Here is a 22,868-nt window from a genome sequence, read left to right as displayed (position 1 = left end):
TGAAGGCGCACAATGCGGATCAGGGCAGCCGCTGGCGCAGCACCATCGCCGCGCCGAGTCCCGCGATCACCGAGAGCGCTCCGAGCATGAGCCAGGGACGGCTCGCGTCGCCGCGGGTCGTCTCGAAGCCGATCTGCTCCTCGAGCGTGTCGTAGGCATCTTCGAGTTCCTCGAGGCTCGCCGCGGTGAAGAAGCTGCCGCCCGAGAGATTGGCGATCTCCTTGAGCGACGGATCGTCGACGGGCACGGGGATCCGATCGTCCTCGATGGTGACGGTTCCCGTCTGCGTGCCGAACGAGATCGTCGAGACCGGGATGCCCTTCTCCGCGGCCTGTCGTGCCGCGGTGAACCCGCCGCGCGGATCGTCGGGACTCTCGGGCACGGTCTGCTTGCCGTCGGACAGGAGCACGATCCGCGCGGGTGGCGCCTGGTCGCTGCCGCCGAGTACCGCGGCGAGCGTGTCGATCGACTGCATCGCCGTGAAGATCGCCTCGCCGGTCGCGGTGCGTTCGCTCAGCTGCAGGTTGTCGATCGCGGACTTGGTCGCCTCGCGGTTGGTGGTCGGTGAGACCAGAACCGAGGCGGTACCCGAGAACGCGACGAGACCGAGGTTGATGCCGGGCGTCAGGTCGTCGGCGAACTGCTTGGCGGCTTCCTGCGCCGCCGCCAGGCGGGTGGGCGCGACATCGGTGGCCTCCATCGACAGCGACACGTCGATGACGAGCACGACCGTGGCCCGGTTGCGCGGTACCCGCTGCTCGGCGGTGGGACCGGCGAGCGCCACCGTGAGGAAGACCAGGCCCACGAGCAGCAGGGCGACCGGAATGTGCCGGGCGCGTCCGGGACGGGCGGGAGCGACCTTCTCGAGCAGTTCGAGATTCGTGAAGCGCAGCGTGTTCGCCTGGCGCCGACGCTGGACCAGCACGTACGCGCCCCCGAGGGCAGCGACGACGAGCAGCAGCAGCAACCACCACGGTGAGGTGAATCCGGACAGGCTCATCGTCCCCCCTGCCGTGCGGGTACGCCGTAGCTGTGCCGACGCGCCGCGACGAACCGCACGACATCGCCGATCCAGTCGCGGTCGGTGTGCAGGGTCAGGACGGGCGCACCACAGCTGCGCAGCGCCTGGTGCACGGCCGCCCGATGCTCGGCGGCCGCCTGCGCGTAGTCGGCCCGCAGTTCCGGAGTGGTCGTGAACTCGCGGGTGCGGCCCGTCTCCGGGTCGTGGAGGACCACATCGCCCAGATCGGGCAGTTCGAGGTCGCGGCGGTCGAGGATTTCCACGGCGAGGAGTTCGTGACGGCCGGACAGTGCCCGCAGGGACCTCTCCCAGTCGAGCGGACCGAGGAAGTCGCTCACCACGACGGCGAGCCCCCGGCGGCGCTGAGGGCGTCGCAGCGCCTCGACGACGCCTCGGAGATCACCACGGGTCCCGTCCGGCGGATGCGGGGTGGTCGCGACCGTCCGCAACAGCGACTGGGCATGCAGCCGTCCGCCACGCGCGGGGACGCGGACCGTCTCGCTGCCGGTGGAGACCACCGCCCCGATCCGGTTTCCGCCGCCGGTGGTCAGGTGCGCCAGCGCGGCCACCGCCGCGACCACCAGATCGCGCTTCTCGCACAGACCGGTACCGAAGTCCAGGCTGGCCGACAGGTCGATCGCGAGCCACGTCTCGAGTTCGCGATCGGCGACGGTCTGACGCACATGCGGATGCGTGGTGCGCGCGGTGACCGACCAGTCCATCTGCCGCACGTCGTCGCCCGGCTGGTACTCCCGGGCGTCGCCCGGTTCGGAACCCGGCCCCGGGATCAGACCGAGGTGATCGCCGTGCAGGACACCGTCGAGACGGCGCCGCACGGTCAGCTCGAGGGTGCGGAGCGCGGCGGTGAGCGCGGGATCGCGCAGTTCACCGGATCTGAACCGCGGTGGAGACCCGTCGTGAGGACGTGTGCTCACCGCGCGCCCGCACCTCCCTGCGGACCGGGCGCACCGACGGGTGTCTGCGGGCCGGCCGCGGACCGCGGATCGACGGGAGCCGGTGTCGCCGACGGCACGGGTGCGTTCGCCTGCGGCGCGACCTGCGGAAGGCCGACCGTCTGCAGGATTCGGGTGATGATCTGATCCGCGGAGACATCGTCCGCGAGCGCGTCGTAGGACAGCACCAGGCGGTGACGGAGCACATCGGGGATGACGTCGACGATGTCCTGCGGCACCACGTAGTCGCGGCCCCGCACGAGTGCGAGGGCACGTGCCGAGGAGATGATGCCCAGCGTCGCTCGGGGCGATGCGCCGTAGGCGATCCAGCCCTGCACGTCGTGCAGCCCGAGTTCGGTGGGCTGCCGCGTCGCGAAGATGACACGCACGACGTAGTCGACCAGCGCGTGGTGGACGAAGACACGTCCGGCGATCTTCTGCAGGCGCAGGAGCTGCTCGTTGTCGAGCACCTGCTTCGGCTCCGGAGCGGCGACGCCCATCCGGTAGACGATCTCGCGCTCCTCCTCCACCGTCGGATAGTCGACGAGGACCTTGAACAGGAAGCGGTCGCGCTGCGCTTCCGGCAGCGGATAGACACCCTCGTTCTCGATGGGGTTCTGGGTTGCCATCACGAGGAACGGCTCAGGCATCGGGAAGGTCTTCCCGCCGATGGTGACGTGCCGTTCGGCCATCACCTCGAGCAGAGCCGACTGCACCTTCGCCGGCGCGCGGTTGATCTCGTCGGCGAGCACGAAGTTCGCGACGACAGGGCCGAGTTCGGTGTCGAACTCCTCGCGTCCCTGACGGTAGATGCGAGTACCGACGAGGTCGGTCGGCACGAGGTCCGGAGTGAACTGCACCCGGGAGAAGGACCCGCCGACGACCTTCGCGAAAGTTTCGACGGCCAGCGTCTTCGCCACGCCCGGCACACCTTCGAGCAGCACGTGGCCGCGGGCGAGAACACCGACGAGCATCCGCTCCACCAGCAGGTCCTGGCCCACGATCACGCGTTTGACCTCGTAGACGGCCCGTTCGAGGAGACGGACGTCGTCGGCCGGGTCGTACGCCCTCGCAGGGGCGTCGCCGCCGGGCTCACGGGTATTCACACCGGACGCCCGCGGTGCCGGTGCGATGTTCACGCCGGTCGTCTTCGGCGCCGGCGCAGCACCCGCCGCAGCCTGGTTGTTCTTCCGTCCGTCGTTGCCACCCTGGTTGCCCGGCGTTGCCGAACCGGACGTTCCACCCTCGCGTGAGGTCACCGACAATCCACCGCTTTCGCCTACGTCGCTCCGTTGGAAACACCTGCTGCACCACTATTGCAGGTGCCGGCTCGGTGTGTCGTCACCCCTGCACCGACCGGGAGACGCACCCGGGATCGACCGGATGGGCGCCTGTCCTCGGCGGCACGAGGGCCGCGGCAAACCTCGCCCTCACGACACCATGCGCACCACGTACGGTGTCATGTCGCCCCAGCGTACCGGCGAGATCTTCACGTACGACCCCGACTGCGGCGCCTCGAGCATCTGTCCGTCACCGAGGTACAGCGCGACGTGCTGACTGGCGTTGGGTCCGTAGAAGATCATGTCGCCCCGTCTCATCTGCGACGACGGGATCTGTGAACCTGCCGTGTACTGGTAGCCGGTGTAGTGCGGTAGCGAGACGCCGATGCCCGCGAACGCATAGATCATCAGTCCGGAACAGTCGAAGCCGACCTTGGCGTAGTCGCCGTGGACATCGGCGACACCGCCGTCGCGGATACCGCGGGTCGGTCCGTTCTCGTTCCCGCCGCCCCAGGCGTAGGGCACGCCGATCTGGGACATCGCGCGGTCGATGACGACCTCCACCGCGGCAGGACCGGTGACGCTCGGACGGGACGGGGCGCGAGGCGGCGAATCAGATGTGGAAGGACGGGAGCCCGTTCCGCCGGTGCCGGATCCCGGGCTCTCCACGACGGGGTCGCCCGGATCCGGGTTGTCCCAGTCGATCCCACCGTCGTCGCTACCGGCGCCGTCGTCCACGTCGGGAACGGTGCCGCCGTCCGTGTCGTCCGGGACGGTCCCACCGTCCGTGTCGTCCGGGACGGTGCCACCACCCGTATCGTCCGGGACGGTCCCGCCGTCGGGGTCGTCGTCCGTGTAGTCCGGGACGGTCCCACCCTCGGTGTAGTCCGGCAAATCCGTACCCGTACCGGTGCCGCCGTCCTGGGGTGCCCCGGACTCGGTGGTGACGTCTTCCGGCAACGCGACGTCGCCGTCGGTCGCCGCGGGTGACTCCTCGACCAGGGTGTGGGGGCGGCGGCCGTTGGCGAGTTCCGCCGCACGTGCCCGGGCTGCGGCGTCGGCCGCGACACGCTCGGCCGCCCCCGCAGCCGCGACCCGCGCCGCCTCGGCCGCCGCCGCAGCAGCAGCTTCCTCGGCTGCACGGCGACGATCCCAGTCGAGATACTGCGCGCGTTGCCCCTCGAGTCCGGCGACGTTCACACGGGCCGTGTCGAGCTCGCTCTGGGCGCCCGCACGTTCCTGCTCGATGCGCGACTTCTCGGCGGCCTGCCGGCCGAGTTCGGCACGCGCGACCGCGATCGCGGCCTCCGCGTCGGCCTTGCGTTGTTCGGCCGCGTCCGCAGCCGCGTCGGCTTCGAGCTTGGCCGCCCGCGCCCGCGAGTGGGAGTTGGCCTCCGTGGCCCGGGCGCGCTGGAGCGCGTCGAGCACGGCGGTACGCCCGGCGGAGAGCACCCGCATCACCTGGGCACGGTCGAGCAGGTCGTCGGGACCGTCGACGTCGAGGAAGGCCGCGAGGGACACCGAATTGGCGCCGCGTGTGTAGCTGTCGCGGACGAACGCGTCGAAGTTCTGCTGCGCGGCGGCGATCCGATCGGCGGCGTCGTCGAGTGCACGACGGGAATCCGCGACCACCCGTTCGGCGAGATCTGCCGCATCGCGCGCGTTCTGCAGGTCGACAAGGGCCCGGTTGACATCCTCGCGTCGGATCGCGACCTGCGCGTCGAGCTCGGCGAGTTGCTGATCGGCGTCGGCGATCCGGACGATCAGTTGCCCGACCCGATCGATATTGGCCGCCACGGCCGCTCCTGCGCGATCGATCTCCGCGTCGGACGGGTTCGGCGGCGGGGGCGGCGCGGCAGAGGCTGTCGTGGAGACGGTGAGGAGTACGGCTGTGACCAGTCCTAAACCGGCGAGCAGCGTGCCGGTGCGCGCCCGCGGGGTACGGCGGGGCGTCGGACTGTCGGGCCGAGGGCCTGCAGTGAGCGCCCGGCCGGCACCGTCCGGCCCCGACCGTCGCGGAATCCCCCCGTGGATACCGAACCGTCTCACTTGCGTCTCCCTCGATCGCACCTGGTGGCCAAGGCATCCGGCCGGACGACCCGAGGAAGGCAGACAGCATCGGTCAGCCGTGGGTACCCCATGGCTCACACGCTGCAGTCGTACACCGGCTGTGGACAGCGTTCCCACGAACCGGGTTGTGACACACCTTCCCCAAGAGCGTCATGAGAACCGTACGACACCACAGGGGTATGTCGCATGACAGTCACGAAGATCGTTCGAAGAACACCGTGAGGACACCGAACGGCATCATCTACCGGATCTCGGCGGAATCGTCGGACGGGCGGCCCGGACAACCCCGCGGTGGTGACGGGAAAGAGACGTCAGGAGGCGTCGGGCGATGACATTCCGTTACCTCCGGCAACGGTCTGGTCACCATCCGTCCGGCGCCGCTTCGCCAGGAAGGTCGCACCGGCCGCAAGAGCGACGACGGCGACGATCAGCAATGTCATCAGTGTCCAGGGGGGCGACGGCTCGAGCACCGAATCGACGAAGTTGCGCGTGGACACCACCGGATCGCCGGTGTATGTGCGGTCCTGGGCCGCCTCGAGGGTGACCCGGTCGAGATCCGCGCTGAACGTCCCGACCCAGCCGGGGCTGAGGACCAACACGGTCCCGCCGTCCTCGGCCCCCACCTCCGTCGCGAGGTCGCGAAGCTGCGAATCCATACGCGGGTCCCGGTCGAGTACGACCACACTCAGGTCGATCCCGTTCTCGTGCGCGCGCTGCACCTCTGCGACGAGATCGTCGACGTACTGCGACGGTGCCGCAACCTGATCGTCGGCAAGATCGGCGAGCACTTTGTCGACGGAGACCCCGGCAGGCAGATCCGTGAGCGCAGGGCCCGGTATACGAAGCAGTGGCGCAGACATCTCTCTCCGGTGGTACTGAACAAAGTCCGGGCGACCGGCGGTCCGGCCGCTCGGAAACGACACGAAGCGCCACACCCGTGCGGCAGTGCAGAACACTACGCGATCGCGCGACGGCGGCTCGCAGCACTCGTCGCGAACAGGACCGATACCCGTGACGCCCCGCGACGGCACGACAAACCCCGGCTTCGGTTCAATACAGGACAAGCGTACTGTTAGAATCGAGTGCGAGACGCCACGACATTCTGCATCCGGGCCACGGGCCGTGGGTGGAAGTCGTGTGCCTCGCTTCAGCCGTCGACACAGCCCCGTCGGCGGCCAGCCGAAACGACGAGTGGAGCTGACGTGAGCACCAGTAGTGATTCGTTCGGCGCCAAGGGTTCGCTGCAGGTCGGAGACAACTCGTACGAGATCTTCCGCCTGTCGGCCGTCCCCGGCACCGAGAAACTTCCTTACTCTTTGAAGGTCCTGGCCGAGAACCTGCTGCGCACCGAGGACGGTGCCAACATCACGGCCGATCACATCCGGGCCATCGCCGACTGGGATCCCTCCGCCGACCCGAGCATCGAGATCCAGTTCACGCCTGCCCGCGTGATCATGCAGGACTTCACGGGCGTCCCCTGTGTCGTCGACCTCGCGACCATGCGTGAGGCCGTCACCACCCTGGGCGGCGACCCGAACAAGGTCAACCCCCTCTCCCCCGCCGACATGGTCATCGACCACTCGGTGATCCTCGACTACTTCGGTCGCGCCGACGCCCTCGAGCGCAACGTCGACCTCGAGTACGAGCGCAACGGCGAGCGCTACCAGTTCCTCCGCTGGGGCCAGGGCGCCTTCGACGACTTCCGCGTCGTCCCGCCGGGCATGGGCATCGTGCACCAGGTCAACATCGAGTACCTCGCCCCGACCGTCATGGTCCGCAACGGGCAGGCCTACCCCGACACCTGCGTCGGCACCGACTCGCACACCACGATGGTCAACGGTCTCGGCGTGCTCGGCTGGGGCGTCGGCGGCATCGAGGCCGAGGCCGCCATGCTCGGCCAGCCGGTCTCCATGCTGATCCCGCGCGTGGTCGGCTTCAAGCTCACCGGTGAGATCCGGCCCGGCGTGACCGCCACCGACGTCGTGCTCACCGTCACCGACATGCTCCGTAAGCACGGTGTCGTCGGCAAGTTCGTCGAGTTCTACGGCGCCGGCGTGGCCGAGGTCCCCCTCGCCAACCGCGCGACCCTCGGCAACATGAGCCCCGAGTTCGGTTCCACCGCAGCGATCTTCCCGATCGACGGCGAGACCATCAACTACCTGCGCCTGACCGGCCGCAGCGACGAGCAGCTCGCTCTCGTCGAGGCGTACGCCAAGGAACAGGGCCTGTGGCACGATCCGAGCCGCGAGCCCGAGTTCTCCGAGTACCTCGAGCTCGACCTGTCGACGGTCGTCCCGTCGATCGCCGGCCCGAAGCGCCCGCAGGACCGCATCCTGCTGTCCGAGTCGAAGGTCGCCTTCCGCAAGGACATCCACAACTACGTGGAGGAGAACCTCCCGGCCGAGCACAGCAAGCTCGACGAGGCCGTCGAAGAGTCCTTCCCGGCGTCCGACCCGGCCGTGCTGTCCTTCGCTGACGACGGTGCCGTCGACGTCCACTCGGCTGCCAACGGGGCCCACGGCCGTCCGTCGAAGCCGGTCGAGGTCGTCTCGGAGGAGCGCGGCGAGTTCGTCCTCGACCACGGCGCGGTCGTGGTTGCGGGCATCACCTCCTGCACCAACACCTCCAACCCGTCGGTCATGCTCGGTGCCGCACTGCTCGCCCGCAACGCGGTCGAGAAGGGCCTGTCCACCAAGCCGTGGGTCAAGACCAACATGGCTCCGGGTTCGCAGGTCGTCAACGACTACTACGAGAAGGCCGGTCTGTGGCCGTATCTCGAGAAGCTCGGCTTCTACCTCGGCGGTTTCGGTTGCACCACGTGCATCGGTAACACCGGCCCGCTGCCCGAGGAGATCTCGAAGGCCGTCAACGACAACGACCTCTCGGTCACCGCGGTGCTCTCCGGCAACCGCAACTTCGAGGGTCGCATCTCCCCCGACGTGAAGATGAACTACCTGGCCTCGCCGCCGCTGGTCATCGCGTACGCGCTCGCGGGCACGATGGACTTCGACTTCGAGACCGACGCCCTGGGCAAGGACACCGACGGCAACGACGTCCTCCTGAAGGACATCTGGCCCTCCGCCCAGGAGATCGACGACACCATCAAGTCGGCGATCAGCCAGGACATGTTCCGCAAGTCCTACGCCGACGTCTTCAAGGGCGACGAGCGCTGGCAGAACCTCGAGACCCCCGAGGGTGACACCTTCGCGTGGGACGAGAACTCGACGTACGTTCGCAAGGCTCCGTACTTCGACGGCATGACGATGGATCCGGATGCGGTCTCCGACATCAAGGGTGCGCGTGTGCTCGCGCTGCTCGGCGATTCGGTGACCACCGACCACATCAGCCCGGCCGGGCCCATCAAGCCGGGTACCCCGGCCGCGCAGTACCTCGACGCCCACGGTGTCGAGCGCAAGGACTACAACTCGCTCGGTTCGCGTCGCGGCAACCACGAGGTGATGGTCCGCGGTACCTTCGCGAACATCCGTCTGCAGAATCAGCTGCTCGACGGTGTCTCCGGTGGTTACACCCGCGACTTCACCCAGGACGGTGCTCCGCAGGCGTTCATCTACGACGCCTCGCAGAACTACCAGGAGGCCGGAATCCCGCTGGTCGTCCTCGGTGGCAAGGAGTACGGTTCGGGTTCCTCGCGTGACTGGGCCGCCAAGGGCACCCGCCTGCTCGGCGTCAAGGCCGTCATCACCGAGTCGTTCGAGCGCATCCACCGCTCGAACCTCATCGGCATGGGCGTCATCCCGCTGCAGTTCCCGGCGGGCGAGTCGGCCAAGTCCCTGGGCCTGACCGGCACCGAGGTCTTCGACATCGAGGGCATCGAGAAGCTCAACGAGGGCGTCACGCCGAAGACCGTCAAGGTCACGGCGACCAAGGAGGACGGCGAGAAGGTCACCTTCGACGCCGTGGTCCGCATCGACACCCCGGGCGAAGCGGATTACTACCGCAACGGCGGCATCCTGCAGTACGTGCTGCGGAACATGATCCGCGGCTAGAGAGCACTGCACGTGACCCGATCGGTCACACCTGTGTGAAGCGGCGGGCCCGGGACGAGACTCGTCTCGGGCCCGCCGTCTCCTCGAGCGGAAAGGAAGTGGCGCGTGCCCAAGGTCAGTGAGGACCATCTCGCCGCGCGGCGCAGGCAGATCCTCGACGGTGCCCGTCGCTGTTTCGCCGAATACGGTTACGAAGGCGCGACCGTGCGACTGCTCGAAGATGCCACGGGCCTGTCCCGCGGTGCGATCTTCCACCATTTCAAGGACAAGGACGGCCTGTTCCTCGCGCTCGCGCAGGAGGACGCACGGCGCATGGCGGACGTCGCCGCCAACGAGGGTCTCGTGCAGGTCATGCGCGACATGCTGTCCACGCCCGACCAGTTCGACTGGCTGGGAACCCGACTCGAGATCACCCGCCGCCTGCGTACCGATCCCGAGTTCGCGAAGGCATGGACGCAGCATTCCGCGGAACTGACCGAGGCCACCGTGGGTCGTCTCGAACGACAGCGCGAAGCGGGCAGGCTCCGCGACGATGTGCCGACCGAAGTTCTCCTCGGATATCTCGACCTCGTCCTCGACGGTCTCGTCGCCCGCCTCGCCTCAGGGCACGCCGAACAGGATCTCGTCGCGGTCCTCGATCTCGTCGAGGAATCGGTGCGCCGACGCGACTGACGCGCGGTGTCGCCTGCTCAGCCCGTCTCGTCGCCCGCTGCCGCCCTGCGGCGGTTCGGCCCGCCACGGCCCCGCAGCCGTACCTGCGACTCCACGAGAACGTTGTGGACGAAACCGTAGGATCGACCGGTTTCCTGCGCGAGCGTCCGAATGCTCGCACCCTCCTCATAGCGGCGCTTCAGATCCTCCTGCAAGCGGTCCCGCGATTCCCCCGTAACCCGGGCTCCCTTCGCGTAGGTCGTCTCTCCACCACCGGAATTTCGCGCCATCGGATCCTCCCTGCGCCCTCGCCAAAGGTCCCTTTCCCAGGCTAGAGGACCGCCCGGGTGCGCGGACGCAGATCGGACCAGCGAAGCCGATCAGGCGAGCTGGATGAGTTCGAGGTATTCCTGGGACCAGTGGTCCTCGGTTCCGTCGGGAAGCAGGATCACCCGTTCGGGATCGAGCGCCTCGGCCGCGCCCGGATCGTGGGTGACCAGCACGACGGCACCCTCGTAGCTGCGCAGAGCGTCGAGCACCTGCTCACGTGAGACCGGATCGAGGTTGTTGGTCGGCTCGTCGAGAAGCAGCACGTTCGCCGCCGACGACACGAGCCCCGCGAGCGCCAGCCGGGTCTTCTCACCGCCGGAGAGCGTTCCCGCGGGCTGCTCGAGCTGGGGGCCGGTGAACATGAACGCGCCGAGCAGTCCCCGCAGGTCCTGTTCGCCGGCGTCCGGCGCGGCGTGCCGGATGTTCTCCCATACCGACGCCGAGTCGTCGATGGTGTCGTGTTCCTGGGCGAAGTACCCGATCTTCAGACCGTGGCCCGGGACGAGCTCGCCGAGATCGGGGGTTTCCACTCCGGCGAGAAGACGCAACAGGGTGGTCTTACCGGCGCCGTTGAGGCCGAGGATGACCACGCGGCTGCCGCGGTCGATCGCGAGGTCGACACCGGTGAAGATCTCGAGCGAACCGTAGACCTTGGTCAGTTCCTTCGCCATCAGCGGGGTCTTGCCGCATGCAGCAGGCGTCGGGAACCGGATCTTCGCGACCTTGTCGGCCACCCGCACGTCGTCGAGGTCGTCGAGAAGTTTCTCGGCGCGCTTCGCCATGTTCTGGGCGGCCGTGGCCTTGGTGGCCTTGGCTCCGAGCTTGGCGGCCTGCTTCTGCAACGCGGACGCCTTCTTCTCTGCGTTCGCACGCTCGCGGCGACGACGCTGCTCGTCGGTGGCACGTGCGTCGAGGTACTTCTTCCAGCCCATGTTGTAGATGTCGGCCTCGCCACGCACCGCGTCGAGGAACCAGACCTTGTTCACCACGTCGGCGAGCAGGTCGACGTCGTGGCTGATGACGATGAGCCCGCCGTCGTGGTTCTGCAGGAAGCCACGGAGCCAGGTGATCGAGTCGGCGTCGAGGTGGTTGGTCGGTTCGTCGAGCAGCAGCGTGGTGTCGGACTTTCCGCCGGACCCGTCCGAGGCCGCGAACAGGATGCGGGCGAGTTCGACACGGCGGCGCTGACCACCCGACAGCGTGTGCAGGGGCTGGCCGAGGACGCGGTCGGGCAGACCGAGACTGTGGCAGATGGTCGCGGCCTCGGATTCGGCGACGTATCCACCGAGGGTCGCGAAGCGTTCCTCGAGTGACCCGTACTTGCGCACGGCGCGGTCGCGGATCTTCTCGTCCACGGCCTCTGCCATGAGCGCCTGCTGCTTCTCCATGCTGCGCATGATCTCGTCGAGGCCTCGCGCCGAGAGCACCCGGTCCTTGGCGAGGACGTCGAGATTGCCCTCCTTGGGGTCCTGGGGCAGGTACCCGATGTCGCCGGAGCGGATCACGGTGCCGGCGTAGGGCTCGCCTTCACCCGCGAGGATTCGCAGGGTCGTGGTCTTGCCGGCGCCGTTGCGTCCCACGAGGCCGATCCGGTCCCCGGCCTGCACCCGCAGCCCCGAGCCGGGGGCGGTGAGCAGCGTCCGCACGCCGGCGCGGACTTCGAGGTCGGTAGCGGTGATCACGCACGGGCTCCTAGGAAGAAAGACGGTGGATGGGTGCCATGGTGGCAAACAGCCGGGCACACGAACCACTCATTTTACCGTGGCGCGGCCCCACCCTCACGGTGAGATTCGCTACCCTCCCGCGGCGCACCCCTGCCCCCACCGGCGGGCGACCTAGGCTGGCGCCCGTGACGCACCGTCCCCCTACCGACCTCGTCGTGGCCGGGCTCGGCCCCGCCGGCCGGGCACTGGCGTTCCGCGCGGCCGCGGCCGGGTTGTCCGTGACGGCCGTCGACGTGCGCCCGCAGCGTCGGTGGACCGCGACCTACGCGGCGTGGGCCGACGAGCTGCCGGCCTGGTTACCTGCGGAGACGGTGGCGTCGCACATCGGCAGACCCGCCGTGTGGACGACCGGGCCCCGCCTCCTCGATCGCGTCTACCGGGTGCTGGATACGGCGCGGCTGCAGGACGTGCTCGACCTCGGCGCAGTCGCGGTGGTCCGGGGTCGCGTACGCGACGTCGGATCGGAGGGTGTCGTCCTCGAGGACGGGCGCCGAGTGTGTGCGCGCTACGTCGTCGACGCCCGCGGGGTTCCTGCCGATCCGCAGCGCGCCCAGCAGACGGCATTCGGCGTGATCGTGGACGACGCGACCGCGGCACCCGCCCTCGACGGGCACGACGCCTGGTTCATGGACTGGCGTCGCGACAACGGGACCGCTCCGGACGATGTCCCGTCCTTCCTCTACGCGGTGCCGGTCGGTGACGGCCGCACGATCCTCGAGGAGACCTGTCTCGTCGGGCGCCCGGCACTCGACCTCGGCGAACTCGAACGACGCCTCCGTGTCCGGCTCGCGGCACGAGGGGTGTGCACGACCGGCGACGAACGGGTCGAACGGGTGCGCTTCGCGGTGGAGGGCACACCGACGTCGCCCGGGGTGATCGGTTTCGGTGCCCGCGGCGGTCTCATGCATCCGGCCACGGGATACGCGGTGGCCACGGCGCTGTCCACCGCGGATGCGGTGGTGGACGCGATGCGCCGCGGCGACGACCCGCAGCATGTCCTGTGGTCTGCCCGCGCCCGTTCGGTGGCGGCGATGCGGCAGATGGGATTGCGGGTCCTGCTGCGACTCGACGCGCACGGTGCGATCGAGTTCTTCGACGCGTTCTTCGACCTGCCGGTCGCGCAGCAACGGGCGTATCTGTCGGGTCGTGACGATGCGTCGGGTGTGGCGAGCGCGATGTGGCGGCTGTTCCGGGTGCTACCCCGGCCCCGGCGCATGACGATCCTGCGGTCGCTCCGCTGATCTCCCGGCTACGACGGTGTGGCGAATGTCTCGACGAGCCGCCCGGTGAGTTTCGCAGCTTTCCAGCGTTCTCCCGGGGTGTCGATCATGATGGACACATGCGGTCGATCTGGAAAGGCTCACTCGCGTTCGGCCTCGTCAACGTGCCGGTGAAGGTGTACTCGGCCACCGAGTCACACGACATCACCTTCCACCAGGTGCATGCGAAGGACGGCGGGCGGATCAAGTACCAGCGCGTATGTACCGAGTGCGGTGAGGTTGTTCCCTACCAGGAGATCGACAAGGCCTACGACTCCGAGGACGGCGAGCGGGTCGTGCTCACCGACGAGGACTTCGAGAAGCTTCCCGCGGCGGAGAAGCACGAGATCCCGGTCCTGCAGTTCGTGCCCACCGAACAGATCGATCCGATCCTGTTCGAGAAGTCCTACTATCTCGAGCCCGATTCGTCGTCGCCGAAGGCCTACGGCCTGCTCGCCGCGACCCTCGAGCAGAGCGACCGGACGGCGCTGGTGCACTTCACGCTTCGTCAGCGCACGCGACTGGCGGCGCTGCGCACCCGCGACGGGTTGCTCATCCTGCAGACCCTGCTGTGGCCCGACGAGGTACGCGCGGCCGAGTTCGAGTCGCTCGACGACATCGAGAAGCCGAAACAACGCGAACTCGCGATGGCCGAGACCCTCGTCGAATCGATGTCCGACGATTTCGATCCCACCGAGTTCACCGACGAATACCAGGTGGAGCTGCGCACGCTGATCGACGAGGCCCTCGCGCGCGGTGGCGAGAAGGTCTTCCAGGTCGCCGAACCCGACACCGACGAGGAGGACGCCGAGGTGCTCGACCTCGTCGCTGCCCTGCAGCGCAGCGTCGACGCGGCGGGTAAGAAGGTTCCGTCCGGTTCGTCCTCGGACGGGAAGAAGTCCTCGAAGGACGACGAAGACGACGAGGGCGCGAAGAAGAAGGCTCCCGCGAAGAAGACCGCATCGAAGAGCACGGCGAAGAAGAGTCCCGCGAAGAAGAGCACCGCGAAGAAGACCGCGTCCACGAGTACGGCGGCCAGGAAGAGTCCTGCGAAGAAGACAGCTGCCAAGAAGACCTCCGGCGAACGCAAAGGCGCCTGACCCCCGACGAGAAGTCGGAGATCAGGCGCCGAGGCTCGGAGCCGGAGGCAGCCGGATCAGACGGTGAACCCGAGTGCGCGCAGCTGCTCGCGTCCGTCGTCGGTGATCTTGTCGGGACCCCACGGCGGCATCCACACCCAATTGATACGCAGTTCGTCGCACAGACCGCTGCGCACGAGTGCGCCCTTGGCCTGATCCTCGATGACATCGGTGAGAGGGCACGCCGCCGACGTGAGGGTCATGTCGACGGTCACGATCTCGTCGGCCTCGGAGATCCCGTAGACGAGACCGAGATCGACGACATTGATGCCGAGTTCGGGGTCGACGACGTCGCGCAGCGCTTCCTCGAGTTCGTCGAGGCGGCCCGGATCCAGCGGGGGGGCCGTGGCCGCGACGAGCGTCGAGGTCTCGTCCGCGCCGGCGTCGGCCGTCGGATCCTCGTCGGTGTTCACGGTGCCGGGTGCGGGTTCGGTCATCGGTTCTGTCCTTCGCTCGAAAGGGTGTGCGCGCCGTCCGTCAGGGTGTCGGAGGCGGCGTCCACGGTCTGCGCGACCGCGTCCTTGAAAGCCATCCAGCCCAGCAACGCGCACTTCACGCGCGCCGGGTACTTCGCCACGCCGGCGAACGCGATGCCGTCGCCGATCAACTCCTCGTCGCCGTCGACGGTGCCGCGACTGCTCACCATCTCGACGAACCCGTCGACCATCTTCAGCGCATCGCCCAGCGGAGCACCGATCACCTGGTCGGTGAGCACGGACGTCGACGCCTGGCTGATCGAGCACCCCTGGCCGTCGTAGGAGACGTCGGCAACGGTGTCGCCGTCGAGATGCACACGCAGCGTCACCTCGTCGCCGCAGGTCGGGTTGACGTGATGTACTTCGGCGCCGAACGGTTCGCGCAGCCCGCGGTGATGCGGGTGCTTGTAGTGATCCAGGATCACTTCCTGGTACATCTGCTCCATCCGCATCGGATCACGCCTCCCCGAAGAATTTCTGGGCGCGCCGGATCGCCGCGCCGAGTGCCTGCACCTCGTCCGGCGTGTTGTACACGGCGAACGACGCGCGGGCGGTCGCGGCCACCCCGAAGCGGCGGTGCAACGGCCAGGCACAGTGATGCCCGACCCGGATCTCGACGCCCTCGTCATCGAGGATCTGGCCGAGATCATGGGCGTGGATTCCGTCCACGACGAACGACACGGCCCCACCGCGCTGGTCGGCGGTGGTCGGACCGATGATGCGCACGCCCTCGATGCCGGCGAGTTCGGCGAGCGCCGCAGTGGTGAGTTCGTGCTCGTGCGCGGCCACCGCGTCCATGCCGATCTCCTGCAGATAACGCACGGCGGCACCGAGCCCCACGGCCTGCGAGGACATCGGGGAACCGGCTTCGAACCGCTGCGGCGGTGCGGCGAAGGTCGTCGCCTCCATGGTGACCGTCTCGATCATCGAGCCACCGGTGATGAACGGCGGCACGTCGGCGAGCAGGTCGCGTCGTCCGTAGAGGACACCCACACCCGAGGGACCGAACATCTTGTGGCCGGAGAAGGCGGCGAAGTCGACTCCGAGCGCGTGGAAGTCGACGGCCATGTGCGGCACCGACTGGCACGCGTCGAGCACGACGATCGCGCCGACCTCCTTCGCGCGCCGCACGATCTCCTCGACGGGGGCGACCGCGCCGGTGACGTTCGACTGGTGCGTGAACGCCACGACCTTCACGGACTCGGTCAGCGTCAGCGAGTCGAGGTCGATGCGGCCGTCGTCGGTGACGCCGTACCAGCGCAGGGTGGCACCCGTGCGCCGCGCGAGTTCCTGCCACGGAACGAGGTTCGCGTGGTGCTCGAGCTCGGTGACGACGATCTCGTCACCCGGTCCGAGCCGGTGCGGGAACCGGTCGTCGGCGAAGGCGTAGGCGACGAGGTTGAGCGACTCGGTGGCATTCTTGGTGAACACCACCTCGTCGACGTCGACCCCGACGAAGGCGGCGATGACAGCGCGGGCGTCCTCGTACGAGTCGGTCGCCTCCTCCGACAACGCATGCGCACCGCGGTGCACGGCCGCGTTCCGCGTCGCGAGGAACTCACGCTCGGCGTCCAGCACCTGCACCGGACGCTGGGAGGTGGCCCCCGAGTCGAGGTAGACCAGGGGTTTGCCGTCGCGCACCGTGCGCGCGAGGATCGGGAAATCCGCCCTGATCCGGGCGATGTCCAAGGTCCGCACCGGCACCGTCATCCGATCACGCTCCTTGCGTTGCTGCCTGGGTGAAACGAACGTAGCCGTTGGTCTCGAGCTCGTCGGCGAGCTCGGGGCCACCGGACTCGACGACGCGGCCACCCACGAAGACGTGCACGAACTGCGGCTTGATGTAGCGCAGGATACGGGTGTAGTGGGTGATGAGCAGAACGCCGCCGTTCTCGTTCTCCTGGTAGCGGTTCACGCCCTCGGAGACGACGCGCAACGCGTCCACGTCGAGGCCCGAGTCGGTCTCGTCGAGGATGGCGATCTTCGGCTTCAGCAGACCGAGCTGCAGGATCTCGTGGCGCTTCTTCTCGCCACCGGAGAAACCCTCGTTGACACTGCGCTCGCCGAAGGCCGGATCGATGTCCAACTCGGACATCGCCTGCTTGACCTCCTTGACCCAGTGGCGCAGCTTGGGAGCCTCGCCGCGCACGGCGGTCGCGGCGGTGCGGAGGAAGTTCGACATCGACACGCCGGGCACCTCGACCGGGTACTGCATCGCGAGGAACAGGCCGGCGCGGGCGCGCTCGTCGACACTCATCTCGAGCACGTCCTCACCGTTGAGGGTGATGCTGCCCGAGGTGATCTCGTACTTGGGGTGGCCGGCGATCGCGTACGACAGGGTGGACTTGCCGGAGCCGTTGGGGCCCATGATGGCGTGCGTCTCACCCGAGCGGACCGTGAGATCGACGCCCTTGAGAATGTCGATGGGTTCGGCGTTCTCGTCGGTCTGAGCGACACGGACGTGCAGGTCCTTGATCTCGAGGACGTTCGAAGGTGTGGACATCGAAATGCGTTTCCTTAGTGGAGAGGTATCGGGAGTACGGGGAGACGGCCGTCAGGCGCCGACGGCGGCGAGTTCCGCCTCGATGGCGGCCTCGAGCCGTTCGCGGACCTCGGCGACCGTGATGCGCTCGAGCAGCTCGTGGAAGAATCCGCGGACGACGAGGCGACGCGCTTCCTCTTCGGGGATACCGCGAGCACGCAGGTAGAACAGCTGCTCGTCGTCGAAGCGGCCGGTCGCCGACGCGTGACCGGCACCGACGATCTCACCGGTCTCGATCTCGAGGTTCGGCACCGAGTCGGCGCGCGCTCCGTCGGTGAGCACCAGGTTGCGGTTGAGCTCGAAGGTGTCGGTGCCCTCGGCCTCGGCGCGGATGAGCACGTCGCCGATCCACACGGTGCGCGCGTCGGGCTTGCCGGAGGCCGGATCGCCCTGCAGCGCACCCTTGTACACGACGTTCGACTTGCAGTTCGGCTGCGAGTGGTCGACGAGCAGGCGCTGTTCGAAGTGCTGACCGGCGTCGGCGAAGTACAGGCCGAGCAGTTCGGCGTCGCCGCCGGGACCGTCGTACTTGGTGGTCGCCGACACGCGCACAAGATCGCCGCCGAGCGCCACCGTGAAGTGACGGAGCACGGCATCGCGGCCGAGGCGGGCGTGGTGCGCGGCGACGTGCACGGCGTCGTCGGCCCAGTCCTGCACCGCGACGACCTTCAATTGCGCGCTGTCGCCGAGCACGAACTCGATGTTCTCGGCGTAGGTGCCGCTACCGCGCTGGTCGATGACGAGCGTGAGGTTGGCGAACTCCTCGAGCCGGATCTGCACGTGACCGTAGGCGACGGCTCCCTCGCCTGGTCCCGTGATCGTCACGGTGACGGGGTCGGCGACCTCGACCTCGCGGCCGACGGTGAGGACGGTCGCGGTCTCGAACGCCGAGTAGGCCTGCGCTGCGATCCGGTCGAACGGCACACCGGCCTGTCCGAGCCGCGCGTCGTCGCGCGCGACGGTCTCGACCTGCACGCCGTCGACCGGGGTGACCTCGACGGTCGCGGTGCCGGTCGCGGTGGCGGTGCCGTCGTGCAGACCGCGCAGGCGGCGCAGCGGGGTGAACCGCCAGACCTCGTCGCGTCCCGAGGGAACCTCGAAGGCGTTCACATCGAACGACGTGAAGACCTCGCCCTTGTTGACTGCCGGCTTGCCGGCGTTGTCGATCGCCGGGGCACGGTTCTCCCCGCGCACGGCTTCCTGCACTCCGGTAGCCGGAGCGTTCTTCGCTTCCGCAGTCATTTAGCCGACTGCCCCTTCCATCTGCAGTTCGATCAGGCGGTTGAGTTCGAGGGCGTACTCCATCGGCAGTTCCTTGGCGATGGGCTCGACGAACCCGCGCACCACCATGGCCATGGCCTCGTCCTCGTCGAGTCCGCGGCTCATGAGGTAGAACAGCTGGTCGTCGCTCACCTTCGAGACGGTCGCCTCGTGACCCATCGTGACGTCGTCCTCACGGATATCGACGTACGGGTAGGTGTCGGAGCGGCTGATCTGGTCGACGAGCAGCGCGTCGCACTTGACCGTCGACTTCGAGCCGTGGGCTCCCTTGTTGACCTGCACGAGGCCGCGGTAGGAGGCACGTCCACCGCCGCGCGCCACCGACTTCGACACGATGGTCGAGGAGGTGTGCGGAGCCAGGTGCAGCATCTTCGCGCCGGTGTCCTGGTGCTGACCCTCGCCGGCGAAGGCCACGGAGAGCACCTCACCGCGAGCGTGCTCGCCCATCATCCACACGGCCGGGTACTTCATCGTCACCTTGGAACCGATGTTGCCGTCGATCCATTCCATCGAGCCCCCGGCCTCGACCTTGGTGCGCTTGGTCACCAGGTTGTAGACGTTGTTCGACCAGTTCTGGATCGTCGTGTAGCGGCAGTGACCGCCCTTCTTGACGATGATCTCGACCACTGCGGAGTGCAGCGAGTCGGACTTGTAGATCGGCGCGGTGCAGCCCTCGACGTAGTGCACCGAGGCGCCCTCGTCGACGATGATCAGGGTCCGCTCGAACTGGCCCATGTTCTCCGTGTTGATGCGGAAGTAGGCCTGCAGCGGGATGTCGACGTGTACACCCGGCGGAACGTAGATGAACGAGCCTCCCGACCACACCGCGGTGTTCAGGGCGGAGAACTTGTTGTCGCCGGCCGGGATGACCGTGCCGAAGTACTCCTTGAACAGCTCGGGATGCTCACGCAGACCCGAGTCGGTGTCGAGGAAGATCACGCCCTGGCTCTCGAGGTCCTCGCGGATCTGGTGGTAGACCACCTCGGACTCGTACTGGGCGGCGACACCGGCGATCAGGCGCTGCTTCTCCGCCTCCGGGATGCCCAGCCGGTCGTAGGTGTTCTTGATGTCCTCGGGGAGCTCGTCCCAGCTCGCGGCCTGCTTCTCCGTCGAGCGCACGAAGTACTTGATGTTGTCGAAGTCGATCCCGTCGAGGTTCGAACCCCACACCGGCATCGGCTTCTTGTCGAAGGTGCGCAGCGCCTTGAGACGGATGTCGAGCATCCACTCGGGTTCGTTCTTCTTCGACGAGATGTCCCGCACGACTTCTTCGGACAGGCCGCGCTGCGCCGTGGCACCGGCGGTGTCGGGGTCCGCCCAGCCGTATTCGTAGTGTCCGAGAGAATCGATCGTCTCTTCCTGCGTCAGCGGCGCGGCGCCGGACGTCTGATCCGATGCGACGGTCATGCGAGCTCCTTCCGGAGTCTGGTGGGGTCGGCGGGGGCTGTACGCCGACGGTCAACAACTGGATGTTTCGAGGCCGAACAACGGCGGGCGGGGCGGCTCACCGTGACGGCGGCTCCCGCTGAGGTTTGTCCTGACGGGGCAGGACCGGCACGTGTGTGGTGCAGAACGCGTCGCCGTTCGCGATCGTGGCGAGCCGCTGGACGTGCGTGCCGAGGATCTTCACGAATGCGTCCTGCTCCGCTTCGCACAGCTCCGGGAACTGTTCGGCGACGTGCGAGACGGGGCAATGATGCTGACAGATCTGGACACCCGCGCCGACCTTGCGCGTGGACGCGGCAAATCCGGACGAGGTGAATGCCTCGGCGATCTCTTCCGCGAGTTCTTCGACGTCCGGTTCCTCGTCGGGATCGGCGGCGGCGATGTTGCCGAGGATGGAATCGACGCGCCGACGAGCGAAATCCTCGATGGCGGCCTCGCCACCGAGTTCGCGGAGGTGACGCATCGCGGCGGTGGCGAGATCGTCGTAGGAGTGGCCGAGCCGGGCGCGCCCGACGGCGGTGAGCTGGAAGCGACGTGCCGGCCGGCCGCGACCGCGGCCCTGCCTGCGCGGAGGTGCGGCGGCCTGCGCCTCGCCGGACTCGATGAGCGCGTCGAGATGGCGTCGCACACCGGCGGCACTCAGGCCGAGACGGTCGCCGATCTCCGGCGCGGTGATCGGGCCTTCTTCGAGCAGCAGCTGCACGACCGCGGCGCGCGTCTGCCCCTCCGGGATCTCGCGACCGGTCGACGGAGGATTCCTGCGTACGTCCTCGACGCGCGACGCCGCCGCGACAGGTACGTGACCTGCGCGTTCTGCGGCATCGGTGGTGTCGGACGGGTATTTCACAACACCAGTGTGACGGAATTCGGAAGCACGGTCCACCAAGGGTGCCCTTTGTTACACCCTCATCCCGGAGTCCGCGGAAACCACATCCACCCTCCCGTTACGCTTCTGACGTGCAGTCGACTCCTTCCCTGTCAGCCCCGCGCACGACTCCTCCGTCGTCGGGCCGATCGGGAGTCCGCGAACACCTGCACACGTGGGTCCGACGCGCCCTGGGGCTCGAGGCCCCCGGTCCCCATGCCGACGTCTCCGTCGTATTGCACGGCGACGAGGCCGAAGGGCGCGGACTCGACGCGACGGAGAACACGTATCTGCACCGTATCCGGCTGCTCGGCGCCACCGGTGCCGTGCTCATGGCGGTCGGCGCGCTCGGCGCCGGGGCGCAGCCGGTCCTGCAGAACCCTGTGCAGGGAGTACGAGCTCTCGGGCTGGCGGCGCGCATGCCGAGCGCCGCGCTCACCACGACCATGATCGGTACGGCGCTGGTGATCCTCGCCTGGCTGCTGCTCGGACGATTCGCCATCGGCCGGAGCGCGCCGGCCGGTCCCGTGCGCCGACTGTCCCGGTCGCAACTCGACCGCACCCTGCTGTTGTGGATTCTCCCGCTCGTCGTGGCACCACCGATGTTCAGCAAGGACGTGTACTCCTATCTCGCGCAGAGCGAGATCGCGGCACGCGGACTCGATCCCTACGCGATCGGACCGGCGGGAGCGCTGGGCGTCGACCACGTCCTGACCCGGACGGTGCCGAACATCTGGCGCGACACCTCGGCCCCCTACGGTCCGGCCTTCCTGTGGCTCGGCGAGAAGATCACCTACGTCACAGGCGAGAACATCGTGGCCGGCATATTCGTCCACCGACTGCTCGCGCTCGCCGGTGTGGCCCTGATCGTATGGGCGTTGCCTCGGCTGGCCCGCCGGTGCGGGGTGGCGTCGGTGAGCGCGTTGTGGCTCGGCGCAGCCAACCCGCTGTTGCTGTTCCACCTGGTCGCGGGCATCCACAACGAAGCCCTGATGCTCGGCCTCATGCTCGCCGGCGTCGAACTCTCGTTGCGGGCGGTCCACCCGGCCGACGAGTCCGTGTCGCGTCTGCGTCTCGCGGGATGGCTCGCTGCCGGCACGGCACTGATCGCCCTGTCGTCGATGATCAAGGTGCCCTCGCTGCTCGCGCTGGGATTCGTCGGCATGGCCCTGGCCCGCAAGTGGGGTGCCACCTTCCGCGCCGTGATCCTCGCCGCAGTGATCCTCGGTGTCGGGACCGGCGTCGTGATCGTGGCCGTGAGCTGGGGCAGCGGTCTGGGCTTCGGCTGGACGAAGACCCTCGGGACCGCCACCGAGGTCCGCAGCTGGATGTCGATCCCGACCCTCCTGGGCATGGGCACGGGTCTCGGGGGCGTGCTGCTCGGCCTGGGCGACCACACGACGGCCGTGCTGTCCATCACGCGCCCCATCGCCGCACTGGTGGCGGCCTTCATCACGGTGCGCATGCTGCTCGCGGTGCTGACAGGCCGGATCCATCCCGTGGGTGCGCTGGGCGTGTCGCTGGGCGCGATCGTGCTTCTCTTCCCGGTGGTACAACCCTGGTATCTGCTGTGGGCGGTGATCCCGCTCGCCGCCTGGGCGACGCGCCCGGTGTTCCGGATCCCCACCATCGCGTTCTCGTCCGTGGTCGGCATGATCCTCATGCCCAACGGCAGCGAGTACCAACCGTTCATCATCGTCCAGGCGTCGATAGCGACCATCGTCGTGGTCGGTCTGATCATCGTCGCGACACGCTCCCGACTGCCGTGGCGACTGCAGGAGCGCACACCACCGCGTCCGGCGGAAACAGCGGACGCCTAGGCTG

The 22,868-nt window shown here is 68.2% G+C and carries 19 protein-coding genes; 5 read left to right on the top strand and 14 right to left on the bottom strand.

Features of this window, described 5'->3' with window-relative positions:
• Positions 1-19: 19 nt before the first annotated feature.
• From EQ874_RS10770 to EQ874_RS10750, 5 genes are all read right to left on the bottom strand, one after another.
• Complete coding sequence (locus EQ874_RS10770) at positions 20-1,000, bottom strand: VWA domain-containing protein (RefSeq protein ID WP_064064884.1); 981 nt, start codon at positions 998-1,000, stop codon at positions 20-22.
• Positions 997-1,956, bottom strand: a complete 960-nt coding sequence (locus tag EQ874_RS10765; protein ID WP_016934892.1) for a DUF58 domain-containing protein — start codon at positions 1,954-1,956, stop codon at positions 997-999. The genes EQ874_RS10770 and EQ874_RS10765 overlap by 4 nt, the downstream gene beginning before the upstream one ends.
• Positions 1,953-3,233 (bottom strand): MoxR family ATPase, encoded by a 1,281-nt coding sequence (locus tag EQ874_RS10760; protein WP_129976727.1) that lies wholly within the window; start codon positions 3,231-3,233, stop codon positions 1,953-1,955. Before EQ874_RS10760 ends, EQ874_RS10765 begins: the two co-directional genes overlap by 4 nt.
• Positions 3,234-3,404: 171 nt before the next feature.
• Complete coding sequence (locus tag EQ874_RS10755; RefSeq protein ID WP_129976726.1) at positions 3,405-5,303, bottom strand: NlpC/P60 family protein; 1,899 nt, start codon at positions 5,301-5,303, stop codon at positions 3,405-3,407.
• Between the two features lie 332 nt (positions 5,304-5,635).
• Positions 5,636-6,184 carry a DUF6676 family protein gene (locus tag EQ874_RS10750; protein ID WP_242496709.1) on the bottom strand — a complete coding sequence of 183 codons (549 nt, stop codon included), beginning with the start codon at positions 6,182-6,184 and terminating at the stop codon, positions 5,636-5,638.
• Between the two features lie 342 nt (positions 6,185-6,526).
• On the opposite strand from EQ874_RS10750, the gene acnA reads away from it, so the two are divergent.
• Complete coding sequence (gene acnA, locus EQ874_RS10745) at positions 6,527-9,331, top strand: aconitate hydratase AcnA (RefSeq protein WP_129976725.1); 2,805 nt, start codon at positions 6,527-6,529, stop codon at positions 9,329-9,331.
• Between the two features lie 105 nt (positions 9,332-9,436).
• Positions 9,437-10,003 (top strand): TetR/AcrR family transcriptional regulator, encoded by a 567-nt coding sequence (locus EQ874_RS10740; RefSeq protein WP_016934200.1) that lies wholly within the window; start codon positions 9,437-9,439, stop codon positions 10,001-10,003.
• 17 nt (positions 10,004-10,020) lie between these two features.
• Here the strand turns inward: EQ874_RS10740 and EQ874_RS23140 are convergent, their stop codons facing one another.
• Positions 10,021-10,272, bottom strand: coding sequence for a helix-turn-helix domain-containing protein (locus EQ874_RS23140; RefSeq protein ID WP_026003301.1), 252 nt, complete (start codon positions 10,270-10,272; stop codon positions 10,021-10,023).
• Positions 10,273-10,362: 90 nt separating this feature from the next.
• Positions 10,363-11,994 (bottom strand): ABC-F family ATP-binding cassette domain-containing protein, encoded by a 1,632-nt coding sequence (locus EQ874_RS10730; RefSeq protein ID WP_064064887.1) that lies wholly within the window; start codon positions 11,992-11,994, stop codon positions 10,363-10,365.
• 167 nt (positions 11,995-12,161) lie between these two features.
• On the opposite strand from EQ874_RS10730, the gene EQ874_RS10725 reads away from it, so the two are divergent.
• Together EQ874_RS10725 and EQ874_RS10720 are read left to right on the top strand one after the other, a co-directional pair.
• Positions 12,162-13,277 (top strand): lycopene cyclase family protein, encoded by a 1,116-nt coding sequence (locus EQ874_RS10725; RefSeq protein ID WP_129976724.1) that lies wholly within the window; start codon positions 12,162-12,164, stop codon positions 13,275-13,277.
• 98 nt (positions 13,278-13,375) lie between these two features.
• Positions 13,376-14,395, top strand: coding sequence for a Ku protein (locus EQ874_RS10720; RefSeq protein ID WP_064064889.1), 1,020 nt, complete (start codon positions 13,376-13,378; stop codon positions 14,393-14,395).
• Between the two features lie 56 nt (positions 14,396-14,451).
• Here EQ874_RS10720 and EQ874_RS10715 read toward each other — a convergent pair whose 3' ends face one another.
• The 7 genes from EQ874_RS10715 to EQ874_RS10685 all read right to left on the bottom strand — a co-directional run bounded on the left by EQ874_RS10715 (position 14,452) and on the right by EQ874_RS10685 (position 21,062).
• Positions 14,452-14,871 (bottom strand): metal-sulfur cluster assembly factor, encoded by a 420-nt coding sequence (locus EQ874_RS10715; protein ID WP_064064890.1) that lies wholly within the window; start codon positions 14,869-14,871, stop codon positions 14,452-14,454.
• The gene (gene sufU, locus EQ874_RS10710) at positions 14,868-15,362 is read right to left on the bottom strand and encodes a Fe-S cluster assembly sulfur transfer protein SufU (protein ID WP_064064891.1); all 495 of its coding nucleotides are present in this window, start codon (positions 15,360-15,362) and stop codon (positions 14,868-14,870) included. Before sufU ends, EQ874_RS10715 begins: the two co-directional genes overlap by 4 nt.
• Before the next feature lie 4 nt (positions 15,363-15,366).
• Positions 15,367-16,620 (bottom strand): cysteine desulfurase, encoded by a 1,254-nt coding sequence (locus tag EQ874_RS10705; RefSeq protein ID WP_129976723.1) that lies wholly within the window; start codon positions 16,618-16,620, stop codon positions 15,367-15,369.
• A 4-nt stretch (positions 16,621-16,624) separates the two neighbouring features.
• A complete protein-coding gene (gene sufC, locus EQ874_RS10700) occupies positions 16,625-17,413 on the bottom strand; it encodes a Fe-S cluster assembly ATPase SufC (RefSeq protein WP_016934996.1) in 789 nt (262 codons plus the stop codon).
• A 51-nt stretch (positions 17,414-17,464) separates the two neighbouring features.
• Positions 17,465-18,694, bottom strand: coding sequence for a Fe-S cluster assembly protein SufD (sufD, locus tag EQ874_RS10695; protein WP_129976722.1), 1,230 nt, complete (start codon positions 18,692-18,694; stop codon positions 17,465-17,467).
• Positions 18,695-20,140 carry a Fe-S cluster assembly protein SufB gene (sufB, locus tag EQ874_RS10690; RefSeq protein ID WP_016935404.1) on the bottom strand — a complete coding sequence of 482 codons (1,446 nt, stop codon included), beginning with the start codon at positions 20,138-20,140 and terminating at the stop codon, positions 18,695-18,697.
• Positions 20,141-20,237: 97 nt separating this feature from the next.
• Complete coding sequence (locus EQ874_RS10685; protein ID WP_129976721.1) at positions 20,238-21,062, bottom strand: helix-turn-helix domain-containing protein; 825 nt, start codon at positions 21,060-21,062, stop codon at positions 20,238-20,240.
• 149 nt (positions 21,063-21,211) lie between these two features.
• On the opposite strand from EQ874_RS10685, the gene mptB reads away from it, so the two are divergent.
• Positions 21,212-22,864: a polyprenol phosphomannose-dependent alpha 1,6 mannosyltransferase MptB gene (gene mptB / locus EQ874_RS10680; RefSeq protein WP_165369241.1), complete on the top strand. Its 1,653-nt coding sequence runs from the start codon at positions 21,212-21,214 to the stop codon at positions 22,862-22,864.
• The last annotated feature ends 4 nt before the right edge of the window (positions 22,865-22,868 follow it).

The organism is Rhodococcus sp. Q1, from assembly GCF_004153645.1.
Taxonomy (GTDB): domain Bacteria; phylum Actinomycetota; class Actinomycetes; order Mycobacteriales; family Mycobacteriaceae; genus Rhodococcus; species Rhodococcus gordoniae.
The sequence above is the reverse complement of the archived record's forward strand: the minus strand, read 5'-3'. Positions and strand labels throughout refer to the sequence as shown.

Excerpts from the sequence above, each read along its gene's own strand:
- EQ874_RS10770 (WP_064064884.1), bottom strand. The coding sequence starts at position 1,000 with ATGAGCCTGTCCGGATTCACCTCACCGTGGTGGTTGCTGCTGCTGCTC.
- EQ874_RS10750 (WP_242496709.1), bottom strand. The coding sequence starts at position 6,184 with ATGTCTGCGCCACTGCTTCGTATACCGGGCCCTGCGCTCACGGATCTG.
- EQ874_RS23140 (WP_026003301.1), bottom strand. The coding sequence starts at position 10,272 with ATGGCGCGAAATTCCGGTGGTGGAGAGACGACCTACGCGAAGGGAGCC.
- EQ874_RS10720 (WP_064064889.1), top strand. The coding sequence starts at position 13,376 with ATGCGGTCGATCTGGAAAGGCTCACTCGCGTTCGGCCTCGTCAACGTG.
- EQ874_RS10715 (WP_064064890.1), bottom strand. The coding sequence starts at position 14,871 with ATGACCGAACCCGCACCCGGCACCGTGAACACCGACGAGGATCCGACG.
- sufU (WP_064064891.1), bottom strand. The coding sequence starts at position 15,362 with ATGCGGATGGAGCAGATGTACCAGGAAGTGATCCTGGATCACTACAAG.
- EQ874_RS10705 (WP_129976723.1), bottom strand. The coding sequence starts at position 16,620 with ATGACGGTGCCGGTGCGGACCTTGGACATCGCCCGGATCAGGGCGGAT.
- sufC (WP_016934996.1), bottom strand. The coding sequence starts at position 17,413 with ATGTCCACACCTTCGAACGTCCTCGAGATCAAGGACCTGCACGTCCGT.
- sufD (WP_129976722.1), bottom strand. The coding sequence starts at position 18,694 with ATGACTGCGGAAGCGAAGAACGCTCCGGCTACCGGAGTGCAGGAAGCC.
- sufB (WP_016935404.1), bottom strand. The coding sequence starts at position 20,140 with ATGACCGTCGCATCGGATCAGACGTCCGGCGCCGCGCCGCTGACGCAG.